We start from the raw sequence: 13434 nt of genomic DNA, 5'->3' as shown, positions 1-13434 counted from the left end.
GACCCGGCGGTCTCAGACGTGGTACGTGCTGTCCGGCACGTCGGTGATGAACATATGGCCCGGCGCGTGGGTCACGGCGAACGGCACGCCAGACGCCATCACGGCCGCCTGGGGCGTCACGCCGCAGGCCCAGAACACGGGGATCTCGCCCGGTTCGATGCGCACGGCGTCGCCGAAGTCAGGCTTGCCGATATCGGCAATGCCCAGCGCTGCCGGGTCGCCCACGTGGACCGGCGCGCCGTGCACCGACGGGAAACGCCCGCTGATGGAGACGGCATCGGCAACGCGGTGCGCGGGGATGGGCCGCATCGACACCACCAGCTCCCCATGCAGGCGGCCGGCGGGACGGCACTGGCGGCTGGTGCGGTACATCGGCACGTTGGAGCCGTCGGCGATATGGCGCACCTCGATGCCGGCCTCTTGCAGCGGCGTCTCGAAGGTGAAGCTGCAGCCGATCAGGAAGGTGACCAGGTCCGGATGCTCGGCCCACAGCGGCGTGGCATCGGCCACCTCTTCCGCCAGCTTGCCGTCGCGCCAGACGCGGTACAGCGGGATGTCGGTGCGCACGTCCGCGCCTTCGGCCAGCTGGGTCTGGTGCGCGCCCGCCTCGATCACGTCGAGCACGGGGCAGGCCTTGGGATTGCGCTGCGCGTACAGCAGGAAATCCCAGGCCCAGTCGCGCGGCAAGGCGATCATGTTGGCCTGCGTCATGCCCGGCGCGATGCCGGCGGTCGGCTGCACGGTGCCGGCGCGATAGCTCGCGCGCGCTTCGCGGGCGGCATTCACCGCGGCGATGCGGGCGCGTTCCAGTGCGGATGCTTGCATGGGTGTTTCTCCGGTGTGTTCAGTGCCGGGCGGCTCAGGCGAAGGCGCGAACCGCGATGCCGTCGCGCTCCAGCACGGCGCGCACGGCGCGCGCCATCTCGAGCGCGCCGTCGCTGTCGCCATGCACGCAGATCGATTGCGCTTCCACGCGCGCCACGCTGCCGTCGATCGCGAGCACCGTGCCTTCGCGCACCAGGCGCAGCATGCGCTGCGCCACGTCGGCGGCATCGTGCAGCACCGCACCCTTCTCGCGGCGCGACACCAGCGTCCCCTGCGGCGTGTAGGCGCGGTCGGCGAACGCTTCGGCGATCACGCGCAGGCCGGCCTCGCGCGCCCAGCCCACCAGCGGCGAGCCGGCCAGCGCCACCAGCACCAGTTCCGGGTTCACCGCGCGGATCGCGGCGATCACGTCGCGCGCCTGGCGTTCATCGCTGGCGATGGTGTTGTAGAGCGCGCCGTGCGGCTTGACGTAGCGCACCGTAGTGCCGACGGTGGCGGCCATGCCCGACAGCGCGCTGATCTGGTAGATCACGTCGGCCACCAGGTCGGCGCTGGCCACGTCCATGTTGCGGCGGCCGAAGCCCTGCAGGTCGGGATACGACACGTGCGCGCCCACGGCGACACCGCGCTCCGACGCGGCCTTCAGCGTCTGCAGGATGCCTGCCGGATCGCCGGCATGGAAGCCGCAGGCCACGTTGGCGCTGCTGACGATATCCAGCATGGCGGCATCGTTGCCCATGCTCCAGGCGCCGAAGCTCTCGCCGAGGTCGCTGTTCAGATCGATTTGCATAGTGTGATTCTGTGCTTCAGGACTTCAGGACTTCAGTGCTGCGGTGCTTCAGTGCGCGGCCTCGGCCTCGCCGAGCAGTTCGCGGCCACGGGTCTCCGGCAGCATCAGGCACGCGACCACCACCAGTGCATAGGCGCCGGCGGCCATGTAACCGATCGCCACGCCCAGCGACATCTTTGCGCTCAGGTGCCCGATCAGGGCCGGGCAGATCGAGCCGACCGCGCGGCCGAAGTTGTAGCAGAAGCCCTGCCCCGAACCGCGGATATGGCTGGGATACAGCTCGGTCAGGTAAGCCCCCATGCCCGAGAAGATGCCCGACAGGAAGAAGCCGAACGGGAAGCCCAGCAGCAGCATCGCCGCGTCGGTGATGGGCAGCTGCGTGTAGCAGACCACCAGGATGGCCGCGCTTACCGCGAACAGCATGAAGCAGCGGCGGCGACCCAGGTGGTCGGACAGCCAGGCGCTGGTCAGGTAGCCGGCGAACGAGCCAGCGATCAGCACCATCAGGTAGCCGCTGGTGTTGAGCACGGACAGGTTGCGCTCCATCTTCAGGTAGGTGGGCAGCCAGGTGGTCACCGAATAGTAGGCACCCTGCATGCCGGTCGCCAGCAGGCTGGCCAGCACGGTGACGCGCAGCACGCCCGGCTTGAAGATCAGCATGAAGTTGTTGCTTTCACCGGTGCGGGCCAGCTTGGCCTGGGTTTCGCGATACACCTTGGGCTCGCTGATATTGCGGCGGATGTAGAGGATGAAGATCGCGGGCAGCACGCCGATCCAGAACAGCACGCGCCAGGCGTATTGCTGCTCGACCAGGGCATAGACCGCCCAGAACGCGACCGCCGAAAGCCCCCAGCCGACCGCCCAGCTGCTCTGCACCAGGCCCACGGCCTTGCCGCGGTGGCGGGCGCGGATCATCTCGGCGATCAGCACCGAGCCGACCGACCATTCGCCGCCGAAGCCCAGGCCCTGCAGCATGCGCGTGACGAACAGCTGCTCGGGAGAATTGGTGAAGCCGCTCAGGAAGGTGAAGAAGCTGAACCAGAGCACGGTCAGCTGCAGGATCCGCACGCGGCCGTACTTGTCCGCCAGGATGCCGGCCAGCCAGCCGCCGACGGCCGAGCTGATCAGCGCGCCGGTCGCGATATAGCCGGCTTCGGCCTTGGTCATGCCCCACACGAGAATGAACGTGGGGATCATGAAGGTGTAGATCATGTAGTCGAAGGCATCGACGCCATAGCCGACGAAGGCGGCAAAGAGCGTCTTGCGCTCCTCTGCGGTAGTTTCTTTAAGCCACATGGTTGCGCTCACTAGGACAAGGACAAAGCGTGGGAAAAAGCTCGCCGCACTGACTTGGCGACGATTCCGTTTTCATCGGCGTTGTTTAGCAAATCGCATGCCATGTTGACCTATCGGCACGTATCACTCAACCACCGCACTAGTATTGTTGAACAATCTTTGGCGTTGATCGATCATGGTATACACCTAAGGCACCGCAGGGCCATCGCCCGCACCAATTCCGTGCAAATTGTTGAACAAAGTGCATTAACATCCCGTCACGTGCGCACCGGAATGAGCCGGTGCCCGATCCAGCCACCATGTCCTCAACACCTGACGTCAAGAATCTGGCCGAACGGGTCACAGAACAGATCCGCCAGCGCATCGTGCATGGCGAGTTCGAGCCGGGGCAGCGCCTGTCGGAAGCGGCGCTGAGCGAAAGCCTGCAGATATCCCGCAACACGCTGCGCGAGACCTTCCGCGTGCTGACCAAGGAAGGCCTGCTCAAGCACGAGCCCAACCGCGGCGTGTCGGTGGCGATTCCCAGCATTGCGTCGATCATCGACATCTATCGCGTGCGCCGGCTGATCGAATGCCAGGCCATTGCCCAGGCCTATCCCAGCCATCCGGCCCGCAAGCACCTGCGCGCAGCGGTGGAGGCGGGGCTGCGCTGCCGCGACAGCGGCGACTGGCAGGGCGCGGGCACCGCCAATATGGAATTCCACATGGCGATCGTGGAACTGGCCGACAGCGAGCGCCTGAACGTGATGTTCTCGCACCTGCTCGCCGAGCTGCGCCTGGCGTTCGGCATGCTGCATGACCCGGAATTCCTGCACGGCCCTTACGTCGAAATGAACCAGCACATCCTGGAACTGTTCGAGGCGGGCAAGCTGGCCGAATGCGCGGTGGCGCTGAACGATTACCTGACGCAGTCCGAGCGCATCGTGTTGTCGGTGTGCGCGCGGCATCCGGTGTTCAAGGGGCGCTGAAGCGCCCTGCTGTTGCCTTCCCGCCCCTTGCCTGGCTGATTCCTGCCCCTTTGGCGCTATTTACAGGTGCGCAGGCGTCGTCTAGGCTTCAGCTCCATGGGAACCCGGCGGCACGCGGGTCGGCGCAGCGCGCAGCTGCCATATTTTTTCCGGACTGCCATGGGGAACGAGATCGGAAAGGAAGGCTCCGAATTCGCGGATCACATGCTCGATGCCATGTTCCTGGTCGATACCAGCGGCCGCATCCAGTACGTCAGCGCGGCCTGCGAGGGCATCCTCGGCTACACGCCAAAGGAAATCACCGGCCAGTCCATCATCGACCTGGTGGTGCAAAACGACCGCGACCGCACCATCATCGAATCCAAGGAAGTCATGGCCGGCAAGAAGCGGATCGGCTTCGAGAACCGCTACCGGCACAAGGATGGCAACGAGGTCCATATCATGTGGTCGGCCGGATGGCTGCAATCGGAACGGATGCGCGTCGGCGTCGCGCGCGATGTCACGGCATTGAGAAAGAAAAGCATGGTCGAGCTGGGGCTGGAGCTTTCCCCGGTGCCGCTCGCACCCCATGAGCGGAAGGTGCTGCAGCTGCTGCTGACCGACGCTTCCGAAAAACAGATCGCCCACCGCCTCGGCCTCGCCGTCTCCACCACCCATTCCTACGTGACCACGATCTTCCGCAAATTCGGCGTCAGGGGCCGGGCCGGACTGATGAGCCTGTGGCTGGAAAACCTGTCGCGCGAGCGCTGAGCCGGCTTGCAAGACGGCACCCTGATACAATGCCGCCACGTTTATATGTGTTGACACAATGGGCTTCGAACAACTGGCCGCGCTGAAGGCAAAACTCGTGCAACAGGCAAAGGCCGAAAAGGCGGCCGAGTCTGCCAAGCGAACCAAGGGCAACAACGGCAGCAACGGCACCAAGAGTGCGAATGGTACGAGTGGCACCAAGGACGCCAGGCATACTGCTGGCACCCGGGGCGCCAAGGGCAACAAGCCGTCGCGCCCGCGCGATGCCGCTCCGGCCACGCCTGAAAAGCCGGTCGATCCGGTGGTCCTCGCCATCTCCAGGCTGCAAAAGCGCTTCCCCGCCGTCTTCCCGAAGAGCCCGGCCCCGAAAGTGCCGCTCAAGGTCGGCATCTTCCAGGACCTGGTGCAGCACGCGCCGGAACTGAAGCTGACCGAGGCCGAGCTGCGCGATGCGATCCGCACGTGGTGCCGCGGCGCACGCTACTGGAACGGCATGGTGGAAGGCGCCGCGCGCATGGACCTTGCCGGCGAGCCCGCCGGACAGGTCACCGAGGCCGATGCCCGGCGCGCGCGCCAGCTGCAGCGCAGCCGTGCCGCCCGGCCGCAATCGAAGCAGCCGGCACAGGAAGCTCAGCAGGCCCAGCAAACAGCCCAGGCTGCACAAGCTCAGCAGGAACAGCCAGCGCCGGCGACGGAACCGTCGCAAGCCGACAAGCCCGCCTGACCAGCGCGCCAGCGCCTCCTTGCGAGGCGCGTTTTCGAGCGCGTTTTCGAGCGCGTTTTCGAGGACTACGCCGACACCTCGGGCAGCCGCGGCACGAAGCGCTTGTGCTCGATCTCGCCATTGCGGGCTACCAGGATGGTGGCTTCCGGGATCTCCTCCCAAACCCCCTGCACATCGATCAGCGGCTCCGACAACACCAGGAACGCATCGTCGCCGGCGGCGATGATGCGCGGGTCCTGCGGATACAGCTCGCGCAGCTGCCGGAACGAGGTGCTGTGGAACAGCGAGCGCGACGCCGTCTCGCTCGAATAGCGCACCGCCACGACCTGCTGGCCATCCGTGACGCACACCGTCATGTTGAGCGGAAACTGCACGTCGTAGCGATGGCCGACCTCCTCGATCAGCCCCGCCATCTGCTCCAGCGCGCCACGGGGGTCGCGCTCCAGCCCGAAGGTCAGCGCGAGGAAGAACATCACCTCCGAGTCGGTCGATCCCTCGATCCAGCGGAACAGGTGCGGCGCCACGGCCATCATCAGGTCGCGCCGCAGCAGCGGATATTCGCGAATCAGCCCGTTATGCACGAACAGCCAGCGGCCGAAGCGGAACGGATGGCAGTTGGTCTCCTGCGTAGGCGTGCCCGTGGCCGCGCGCACATGGGCCACGAACAGCGGCGCCCGCACCGCGCGCGCGGTCTCGCGCAGGTTGGTGTCGCTCCATGCCGGATGCAGGCAGCGGTAGCGGAACGGCACCTCGGAATGCCTGCCGTACCAGCCCACGCCGAAGCCGTCGCCATTGGTAGTGGTATGGCCGAGCCTTGAATTCAGGCTCTGGTCGATCAACGAGTGTTCCGGCTGGAACAGCACCGCTTCCAGCGGAACGGACCTGCCCGAGTACGCCAGCCAGCGGCACATGATATGTCTCCTCGACAAGTGCGGCCCGATGCCTTTCCGGCCCATTCTCCATTTGTAGGACGGCAACGGCGGAACGGCAAAGTGCATGCTGGGGGTGGCGATGAAGTGGTGCCGCCGGTGGCTTGCGTATGCTTCTTGCGGCACAGGCGGCACGAACATTCCGGCGCTGGACACTGCGGGCGGTCGCGGCGCAATCGCTACACGTGCCCGGACAGTTCATGCAATTTTTTCAAATTCGCCTGCTGCTCTCGTTCCCGGAGCAGTGCTAGGCAAGGCCCACCGCGCGATGGCTGGTCGAGCGCGGCCGGGTACGGGACTTGCGAGCAACTAGCCGGGCATAGAGACGCTGGAATCAGTACCTGGCTGTACGTATCTCGCGCGTTCCGGGCGCACCCGTTCGGGGCAGTCCCATGCTAGTGTCTACAATGTTTGTGGGGTCCCTCTGGCCCCGCCACGGAGGAAGCAGCCAATGCCGGTTCAGAACTGCAATGTGCATGTTGTTTTCGATGGGCACTGGGCAATCGCGGCCGAGGGGGAAGGACGCCTCCAGGTCGGCCTCGACATGACCAGCGCCATCGCCCTCGCCACCTCGCTCGCCGTGGAGCGACAGGCGATGCTCTATGTGCATGACAAGAACGGCGACATCATCCAGCGTATTGATTGCTCCCGCGCCATGCCGTCCACAGACGCCGTGCCGCCTGTTGCACGTATCGACAAACCGGTGCTGCCGGCCGGACAGCCGGAAACGCCCGAGAACGTCCGGAATACTTCGGCTTGATTGATATCGGCCGCTGCTGCCTGCGCAGCGGCTGGCGCAAAGTACCACGCCTGCTGACAGCCAACATGCCCTGCCGTCGAGGCATCGACGCGGCGCGGGTCCAGTCCGCCCAGCGCAGGGACGAAGGCACGTCCAGCGCAGCCAGCATGCGCGCCCCCTGCCCGATACCTGCCTGGATCGCCAGTTCCGCCTGGTAGACGCGCCCCAGCTCGGCGCTGTCGGCATGCACATGCACCAGCCGCTGGCGCGGCCGCGGCGGCGTGAGCAACGCCGGTACGGCGCGGCATCGGCGCATTCGCACAGGCCGTCGAGCATGTCTTCGGGCAATGCCAGCACCACCGGTCCGGGCCGGCCCGAGGTCGCGCACTGGAACGCCCGCGCGACCAGTTCCGGGATGCGCTCGGGATCGTCGATCTGCGCCACCCACTTGGCCATGCCGCCGAACATGGCGGTGTAGTCCACTTCCTGGAACGCCTCGCGCCCCATGTGCCCACGCGCGATCTGGCCGACGAACAGGATCATCGGCGTCGAATCCTGCGCCGCGATATGCACGCCGATGCCGGCATGGGTGGCGCCCGGCCCGCGCGTCACGAAGCAGGTGCCCGGGCGGCCGGTCAGCTTGCCGTCCGCCTCGGCCATGTTGGCGGCGGCGCCCTCATGCTTGCAAACCACCAGATCGATGGCGGGCTGGTCGTACAGCGCGTCCAGGCACGTCGAGGAAGCTCTCGCCCGGCACGCAGAAGATGCGGTCGGCGCCGTGCAGGCGCAGGGCGATTGCAAGGCCCGGGCAACCGCCGGCAGGTAGATTGCTGCCAGAATGTGCGCTCGCCGGGCCCGCGCCTCGCCTCCCCGAAGGCGCGCCATCCAAGAACAATTCGAGACAGACATGAGCGAACACCATATTTCCACGCCTGCCCTGCACCAATGGGTCACCGATCTCTGGCTCGCTGCCGGCTCCGATGCGCGCGAGGCGCGCCTGACCGCGGACCACCTGGTCGGCGCCAACCTGAGCGGGCACGACTCGCACGGCATCGGCATGATCCCCAAGTACGTGCTGTCGTGGCAGGCCGACGAGCTGCAGCTCAACCGCAACGTCAGCGTGCTGCACGACGGCGGCAGCATGCTGAGCCTGGACGGCAACCGCGGCATGGGCCAGGCGGTGACCGAGGAAGCCATGGCGCTGGCGATCGGCCGGGCCAGGGAGCATGGCGTCTGCGTGATGGGACTGCGCCAGTCGCACCACCTGGGGCGCGTCGGGCACTGGGCCGAGCAGGCATGCGCGGCCGGCATGATCTCGATCCACTTTGTCAACGTGCTGTCCAAGCCCATCGTCGCCCCGCACGGCGGCAGCGAAGCGCGCTTCGGCACCAATCCCTTCACGATCGGCTTGCCGGTGGCGGGCGCGGAGCCGCTGGTGCTCGACTTTGCCACCAGCGCGATCGCGCTCGGCAAGGTGCGCGTGGCCCACAACAAGGGGATCGAGGTGCCCGCCGGCTGCCTGATCGATGCGGACGGCGCGCCGACCACGCGGCCAGACGTGATGTTCCCCGCCGACGGCGCCGCGCAGGGCGCGCTGCAGGCGTTCGGCGAGCACAAGGGCTATGTGCTGGCGGTGATGTGCGAACTGCTGGGCGCCGCGGTGACCGGCGGCCACACCATCCGGCCCGAGACCCTGACGCACCGCCACGCGGTATGGAACAACATGCTGGCGATCGTGTTCGACCCGCAGCGGCTCGGCACCAGCACCAGCTTCGGCGGCGAGGTCCAGGCCTTTGCCGACTGGGTCCGCTCGTCGCGGCGGCAGGCCGGCCAGGCCGGCATCGCCCTGCCCGGCGAGCCCGAACGGCATCGCCGGCGCGAGCGTGCCGAAGCCATCCCGGTGGACAGCGGCACGCTGGCCCAGCTTGACGACGCCGCCGCGCGCGTGCAGTTGGTCCGCGGCGCTTCGCCCGGGCCGCTGTCGCGGCTGGCGCGCTGAGCACGACTTCACACCCCCGACCAAAAGGAAGCAGACCGCATGCCCCCGGCTAACCAACCCCGCACTCCGTATTCGCCGCTGCCCAACACCTTCCGTGCCGCCGTGCTCGGCCAGCAGCGCCAGATCGGCTGCTGGTGCTCGCTGGCCAGCCCGGTGACCACCTCGGCAATCCCAACCACCCAGAGGTGCAGGCCGAAGTCGAGCGCATCTTCCGGGCCGCGCGGCAGGCCGGCAAGGCCGTCGGCACGCTGACACCGGCCGAGGCCGACGCGCGCCGCTACCTTGACATGGGCGCCAGCTTCGTCGCGGTGGGCCTGGACCACGTGCTGCTGCGCCAGGCCACTCAGGCACTGCGGGACCGATTCGCCGACTGAGGTAGCGGGCGCGATGCGGTGATCAAACCAGCCGGGCGCCCGGCCACGCGCCCGACATCACGGTATTGCCCACCGACTGGCGCACGGTCTGCATGATGTCCCACAGCTCCGGCACCGGCGGCCGGTTGCGCGCGGTAGCCAGCGCCACCTGCCGCGTCACCACCGGCTCCACCAGCCTGGCGCAGCGCAGCCGTTCTCCACCAGCCGCATCGACACGGTATTCGACGCATCGCAGCGCCGCGCGCGAAATGCTGCCCGTGCGGCCACACAGACAAAGCAGGCCAGGTCGTCGGAATTCAGCGGTGCGGGGGCATTGGCGGTCATGGCGTGACCGGCGGGTTGCCTGAGCTGGCCAACGATCCGGTGACCGCCAGCGCTAGCGCCAGCCGCGCCCCCACCTCGGCGTTGTGCTTCACGAGCGCGATATTGGTCGCCAGGCTGCGGCCGCCGGTCAGCGCCTTGATGCGGGCCAGCAGGAACGGCGTCACGGCCTTGCCGGTGATGCCTTGCGCGGCGGCTTCGGCCAGCGCCTGCGTGGTCAGGGCATCGATCTCCGCGGAGGGCATGGCCGCCGCTTCGGGCACCGGCGTGCTCAGCACCACGCCGCCTGCCAGGCCAAGATCCCACTTGGCGCGGATAAAGCGCGCCTGCTCCGCCGGCTCGTCGAGCCGGTAGTCCGCGCGGAAGCCGCTGTCGCGCTTGTAGAACGCCGCCACGTTGTCCTGCCCGCAGCTGAGCACCGGCACGCCATGCGTCTCCAGGTATTCCAGCGTCAGGCCGATATCCAGCACCGATTTCGCGCCGGCGCAGACCACCGCCACCGAGGTCCTGGCCAGTTCCTGCAGGTCGGCCGAAATGTCGAAGGTTTCCTGCGCGCCGCGGTGCACGCCGCCGATGCCGCCGGTGACGAACACCTCGATGCCCGCCAGCGCGGCACAGATCATCGTCCCCGCCACGGTGGTGGCGCCCAGCTCGCCGCTGGCCAGCACCGCCGGCAGGTCGCGCCGGCTGACCTTGTGGGCCTGCCCGGAGCGGCCCAGCAGTTCCAGTTCGTCGTCGGACAGGCCGATGCGGATGCGCCCGCCGATCACCGCGATCGTCGCCGGCTCGGCGCCGAGGCGACGGATCAGCGCCTCCACCTTGCGGGCGGTGCGCACGTTCTCGGGGTACGGCATGCCGTGCGCGATGATGGTCGATTCGAGCGCGACCACGGGGCGGCCCGCGGCCCGGGCGGCGGCCACAGGCGCACTGAAGCTCAGCCAGGCCTGGGCAGGCCCGGCATTGATGTCCGGGCGTTGGCGAGTGGGCTGCACTGGCTAGTCGTTGCCCTTGACTGCATTTTTCGTCGCATGCCAGCCCTGCTTCGTCGCAGCGCCGACGGCATGGCCGGCTTCCTTGGCGCCGCGGCCGACGGCATGCGCCGCATCGCGCACCGCGTGGCCGCCTTGCTTGCCCGCCGCCTTGACGCTGTGCTTGAACGCGCGCGCGTCCGACGCCAGGCTCGCGTAGGCCGGGACACTGCATGCGGCCAGCAGCAGCACCATCGTGATCGTTCTGGAGTTCATGCGCATTCGGGGGCCTTTTTCGACGCGGCAACCAACCGTGCCGCGTGCCTGATTTTAGCCGGGTCGCCTAAGCTATAAGCGCAATCTGCCTCCGGAGCCGACATCAATGTGTCGCATGTTGCCCTCTCATGGCTTTCTGGGCACCCGAAAAACGGGCCGGCGCATACACCGAATACGCCGTTCCGGCAAGTCAACAGTCCCTTCCTTGCGACTGCAAGGTGCTGCGACGCACCAATGGCTGTACAATACCGGACCCCGATTCGAAGGCCATGGCGCGCCCCTAGTTGCGGCCCCTCGCCATAGCGAACCCCCTCATTAGCCTCGACAGCAGGACCCGAAGCACGCGAAGCGTGCGCGCTGCCGTCGAATTGCCATTCACGAAGGAAAAAGCAGTCAATGACAAGCGGCGCACAACGTACGGCAGCCAAATCACGAGATGCAGGAGCGATCAAGGGCCTAGGCCAGACCCCCGGCGGGTCTGCGGCACAGCTCGATCCCTCGGCCGAGGCTGCCGCGCGTAGCCAGCAATTGCGCGCCCTGATCCAGCTGGGCAAGCAGCGCGGGTACCTGACCCACGCCGACATCAGCGACCACCTGCCGGAGAATTTCGCCGATACGGCGGCGATGGAAAGCATCGTCAACACGTTCGCCGAAATGGGCGTGAAGATCTACGAGCAGACCCCGGACGCCGAAACGCTGTTGCTGAGCGACGGCCCGGTGGTCGCCTCCGACGACCAGGCCGAGGAAGAGGCCGAGGTGGCGCTGTCCACCGTCGACTCCGAATTCGGCCGCACCACCGACCCGGTGCGCATGTACATGCGCGAGATGAGCTCGGCCACGCTGCTGACGCGCAAGCAGGAAGTGGAGCTGGCCAAGCGCATCGAGGACGGCCTGAACAACATGATCCACGCGGTCTCGGCGTGCCCGTCGACGATCGCCACGATCCTGGAGCTGTCCGAGCGCGTGTCCGCCAACGAGATGGCGATCGACGACCTGGTCGACGGCCTGAGCGACGAGAGCAGCGCGGAAGCCGCCGCGGCCCCCGCCGCCGACGATGAGGTCGAAGACACCAGCGTCAGCGCCGACGACGAAGACGGCGATGAAGACGATGCCGACGAAGGCTCGTCCCAGCAGGGCGGTGCCGATACCGACTCGGCGCAGCTGCGCGAGGAATGCCTGAAGCGGTTCGCGCGCGTGGCCGCGCAATTCGAAGTCATGCGCAGCGAAGAGGCGACGGACGGCACCCAGTCGCAGGCCTTCCTCGCCGCACGGGACACGGTGCGCGAAGAACTGCGCACGATCCGCTTCACCGCCAAGACCATCGAGCGCCTGTGCGCCGACGTGCAGTCGATGGTCGATGCCGTGCGCGCCGTCGAGCGCCAGGTGCTGCAGTTGCTGGTCGAGCGCTGCGGCATGCCGCGCGAGGACGTCGTGGCCCGTTTCCCGGGCAACGAAACCAACCTCGCCTGGGGCCAGGAACTGGCGGCGGAAAACCGCCCGTACAGCGCCGCGGTGGCGCGCGCCCTGCCCGACCTGGAATCGCACCAGCAGAAGCTGATCGACATCCAGGCCCGCGCCACGCTGTCGCTGGCCGAGCTGAAGTCGGTCAACCGCAAGATGCTGGCCGCCGAGCGCCAGATGCGCCAGGCCAAGCACGAGATGACGCAGGCCAACCTGCGCCTGGTGATCTCGATCGCCAAGAAGTACACCAACCGCGGCCTGCTGTTCCTGGACCTGATCCAGGAAGGCAATATCGGCCTGATGAAGGCGGTGGACAAGTTCGAGTACCGCCGCGGCTGGAAATTCTCCACCTACGCGACCTGGTGGGTGCGCCAGGCCGTCACGCGCGCCATCGCCGACCAGGCCCGGACCATCCGCGTGCCGGTGCACATGATCGAGCAGATCAACAAGCTCAACCGCCTGTCGCGCGAGATCATGCAGCAGACCGGCAAGGAGCCGGATCCGGCCGTGCTGGCCGAGCGCATGGACATGCCGGAAGAGAAGATCCGCTCGATCATGAAGATCGCCAAGGAGCCGGTGTCGATGGAAACGCCGGTGGGCGAGGACGGCGACACCAGCCTGGGCGACATGATCGCCGACTCGGACAACGCCACGCCGGCCGATGCCGCGCTGCAGGCGGGCCTGCGCGCGGTCGTGCGCGAGATGCTGGACGAGCTGACCCCGCGCGAAGCCAAGGTGCTGCGCATGCGCTTCGGCATCGACATGGCCAGCGACCATACGCTCGAAGAAGTCGGCAAGCAGTTCGACGTCACGCGCGAACGGATCCGCCAGATCGAAAGCAAGGCCATGAAGAAGCTCAAGCACCCGAGCCGCGCCGACCGGCTGATGACCTACCTGCGGGACGCCTGATCTCCGGCCGGCCGGCGTGCTCCGGGCGGCGCATGGGAAGCAACCGTGGCCGTTTCGCCGCAAACTGGCCGGCTGACACACTTGTTAGGGCAAAATCCCGGTCTG

The 13434-nt window shown here is 67.3% G+C and carries 15 protein-coding genes and 1 pseudogene; 7 read left to right on the top strand and 9 right to left on the bottom strand.

Features of this window, described 5'->3' with window-relative positions:
* Nucleotides 1–12: 12 nt before the first annotated feature.
* Genes E0W60_RS18085 through E0W60_RS18075 form a run of 3 tightly spaced genes read right to left on the bottom strand, consistent with a single transcriptional unit; the run spans nucleotide 13 to nucleotide 2911 of the window.
* Nucleotides 13–825 (bottom strand): putative hydro-lyase, encoded by an 813-nt coding sequence (locus E0W60_RS18085; protein ID WP_135705127.1) that lies wholly within the window; start codon nucleotides 823–825, stop codon nucleotides 13–15.
* 34 nt (nucleotides 826–859) lie between these two features.
* Nucleotides 860–1615, bottom strand: coding sequence for a LamB/YcsF family protein (locus E0W60_RS18080; protein WP_135705126.1), 756 nt, complete (start codon nucleotides 1613–1615; stop codon nucleotides 860–862).
* A gap of 48 nt (nucleotides 1616–1663) precedes the next feature.
* Complete coding sequence (locus E0W60_RS18075) at nucleotides 1664–2911, bottom strand: MFS transporter (RefSeq protein WP_133097370.1); 1248 nt, start codon at nucleotides 2909–2911, stop codon at nucleotides 1664–1666.
* Between the two features lie 299 nt (nucleotides 2912–3210).
* Between E0W60_RS18075 and E0W60_RS18070 the strand changes: the two genes are divergently transcribed.
* The 3 genes from E0W60_RS18070 to E0W60_RS18060 all read left to right on the top strand — a co-directional run bounded on the left by E0W60_RS18070 (nucleotide 3211) and on the right by E0W60_RS18060 (nucleotide 5353).
* Nucleotides 3211–3879 carry a GntR family transcriptional regulator gene (locus E0W60_RS18070; protein ID WP_133097371.1) on the top strand — a complete coding sequence of 223 codons (669 nt, stop codon included), beginning with the start codon at nucleotides 3211–3213 and terminating at the stop codon, nucleotides 3877–3879.
* 159 nt (nucleotides 3880–4038) lie between these two features.
* Nucleotides 4039–4629: a helix-turn-helix transcriptional regulator gene (locus tag E0W60_RS18065; protein ID WP_135705125.1), complete on the top strand. Its 591-nt coding sequence runs from the start codon at nucleotides 4039–4041 to the stop codon at nucleotides 4627–4629.
* Nucleotides 4630–4687: 58 nt separating this feature from the next.
* Complete coding sequence (locus E0W60_RS18060) at nucleotides 4688–5353, top strand: ProQ/FinO family protein (RefSeq protein WP_135705124.1); 666 nt, start codon at nucleotides 4688–4690, stop codon at nucleotides 5351–5353.
* A 65-nt stretch (nucleotides 5354–5418) separates the two neighbouring features.
* On the opposite strand, the gene E0W60_RS18055 is transcribed toward E0W60_RS18060, so the two are convergent.
* Nucleotides 5419–6264: a class II glutamine amidotransferase gene (locus E0W60_RS18055; RefSeq protein ID WP_133097374.1), complete on the bottom strand. Its 846-nt coding sequence runs from the start codon at nucleotides 6262–6264 to the stop codon at nucleotides 5419–5421.
* Between the two features lie 469 nt (nucleotides 6265–6733).
* Between E0W60_RS18055 and E0W60_RS18050 the strand changes: the two genes are divergently transcribed.
* The gene (locus tag E0W60_RS18050) at nucleotides 6734–7042 is read left to right on the top strand and encodes a DUF2188 domain-containing protein (protein ID WP_135705123.1); all 309 of its coding nucleotides are present in this window, start codon (nucleotides 6734–6736) and stop codon (nucleotides 7040–7042) included.
* Between the two features lie 270 nt (nucleotides 7043–7312).
* Here E0W60_RS18050 and E0W60_RS18045 read toward each other — a convergent pair.
* Nucleotides 7313–7943, bottom strand: a pseudogene (locus E0W60_RS18045) (thiamine pyrophosphate-binding protein); the annotation flags it as partial.
* On the opposite strand from E0W60_RS18045, the gene E0W60_RS18040 reads away from it, so the two are divergent.
* Both E0W60_RS18040 and E0W60_RS18035 read left to right on the top strand, forming a co-directional pair.
* Entirely contained in the window at nucleotides 7929–9020 is a 1092-nt protein-coding gene (locus tag E0W60_RS18040) for a malate/lactate/ureidoglycolate dehydrogenase (protein ID WP_135705122.1), read from the top strand. The pseudogene E0W60_RS18045 and the gene E0W60_RS18040 overlap by 15 nt on opposite strands.
* A 134-nt stretch (nucleotides 9021–9154) precedes the next feature.
* Nucleotides 9155–9394, top strand: coding sequence for an aldolase/citrate lyase family protein (locus E0W60_RS18035; protein ID WP_240745957.1), 240 nt, complete (start codon nucleotides 9155–9157; stop codon nucleotides 9392–9394).
* Nucleotides 9395–9416: 22 nt separating this feature from the next.
* On the opposite strand, the gene E0W60_RS18030 is transcribed toward E0W60_RS18035, so the two are convergent.
* Genes E0W60_RS18030 through E0W60_RS18020 form a run of 4 tightly spaced genes read right to left on the bottom strand, consistent with a single transcriptional unit; the run spans nucleotide 9417 to nucleotide 10959 of the window.
* The gene (locus E0W60_RS18030; RefSeq protein WP_240745956.1) at nucleotides 9417–9554 is read right to left on the bottom strand and encodes a hypothetical protein; all 138 of its coding nucleotides are present in this window, start codon (nucleotides 9552–9554) and stop codon (nucleotides 9417–9419) included.
* On the bottom strand, nucleotides 9551–9718 hold the full coding sequence (locus E0W60_RS37535) for a hypothetical protein (RefSeq protein WP_240745955.1): 168 nt from the start codon (nucleotides 9716–9718) through the stop codon (nucleotides 9551–9553). The genes E0W60_RS18030 and E0W60_RS37535 overlap by 4 nt, the downstream gene beginning before the upstream one ends.
* Nucleotides 9715–10707, bottom strand: coding sequence for a pseudouridine-5'-phosphate glycosidase (locus E0W60_RS18025; protein WP_431189909.1), 993 nt, complete (start codon nucleotides 10705–10707; stop codon nucleotides 9715–9717). The genes E0W60_RS37535 and E0W60_RS18025 overlap by 4 nt, the downstream gene beginning before the upstream one ends.
* 3 nt (nucleotides 10708–10710) lie before the next feature.
* Entirely contained in the window at nucleotides 10711–10959 is a 249-nt protein-coding gene (locus E0W60_RS18020) for a hypothetical protein (RefSeq protein ID WP_133097378.1), read from the bottom strand.
* A gap of 396 nt (nucleotides 10960–11355) precedes the next feature.
* On the opposite strand from E0W60_RS18020, the gene rpoD reads away from it, so the two are divergent.
* Entirely contained in the window at nucleotides 11356–13329 is a 1974-nt protein-coding gene (rpoD, locus tag E0W60_RS18015) for an RNA polymerase sigma factor RpoD (RefSeq protein WP_133097379.1), read from the top strand.
* Nucleotides 13330–13434 lie beyond the last annotated feature (105 nt).

The organism is Cupriavidus oxalaticus, assembly GCF_004768545.1.
Taxonomy (GTDB): Bacteria; Pseudomonadota; Gammaproteobacteria; order Burkholderiales; family Burkholderiaceae; genus Cupriavidus; species Cupriavidus oxalaticus_A.
Note: the sequence above shows the minus strand (reverse complement) of the source record. Positions and strands in the feature narration are given on the sequence as shown.

What these genes read in the sequence shown, in the direction of transcription:
- E0W60_RS18085 (WP_135705127.1), bottom strand. Translation starts at nt 825, where the DNA reads ATGCAAGCATCCGCACTGGAACGCGCCCGCATCGCCGCGGTGAATGCC.
- E0W60_RS18080 (WP_135705126.1), bottom strand. Translation starts at nt 1,615, where the DNA reads ATGCAAATCGATCTGAACAGCGACCTCGGCGAGAGCTTCGGCGCCTGG.
- E0W60_RS18075 (WP_133097370.1), bottom strand. Translation starts at nt 2,911, where the DNA reads ATGTGGCTTAAAGAAACTACCGCAGAGGAGCGCAAGACGCTCTTTGCC.
- E0W60_RS18070 (WP_133097371.1), top strand. Translation starts at nt 3,211, where the DNA reads ATGTCCTCAACACCTGACGTCAAGAATCTGGCCGAACGGGTCACAGAA.
- E0W60_RS18065 (WP_135705125.1), top strand. Translation starts at nt 4,039, where the DNA reads ATGGGGAACGAGATCGGAAAGGAAGGCTCCGAATTCGCGGATCACATG.
- E0W60_RS18060 (WP_135705124.1), top strand. Translation starts at nt 4,688, where the DNA reads ATGGGCTTCGAACAACTGGCCGCGCTGAAGGCAAAACTCGTGCAACAG.
- E0W60_RS18055 (WP_133097374.1), bottom strand. Translation starts at nt 6,264, where the DNA reads ATGTGCCGCTGGCTGGCGTACTCGGGCAGGTCCGTTCCGCTGGAAGCG.
- E0W60_RS18050 (WP_135705123.1), top strand. Translation starts at nt 6,734, where the DNA reads ATGCCGGTTCAGAACTGCAATGTGCATGTTGTTTTCGATGGGCACTGG.
- E0W60_RS18040 (WP_135705122.1), top strand. Translation starts at nt 7,929, where the DNA reads ATGAGCGAACACCATATTTCCACGCCTGCCCTGCACCAATGGGTCACC.
- E0W60_RS37535 (WP_240745955.1), bottom strand. Translation starts at nt 9,718, where the DNA reads ATGACCGCCAATGCCCCCGCACCGCTGAATTCCGACGACCTGGCCTGC.
- E0W60_RS18020 (WP_133097378.1), bottom strand. Translation starts at nt 10,959, where the DNA reads ATGAACTCCAGAACGATCACGATGGTGCTGCTGCTGGCCGCATGCAGT.
- rpoD (WP_133097379.1), top strand. Translation starts at nt 11,356, where the DNA reads ATGACAAGCGGCGCACAACGTACGGCAGCCAAATCACGAGATGCAGGA.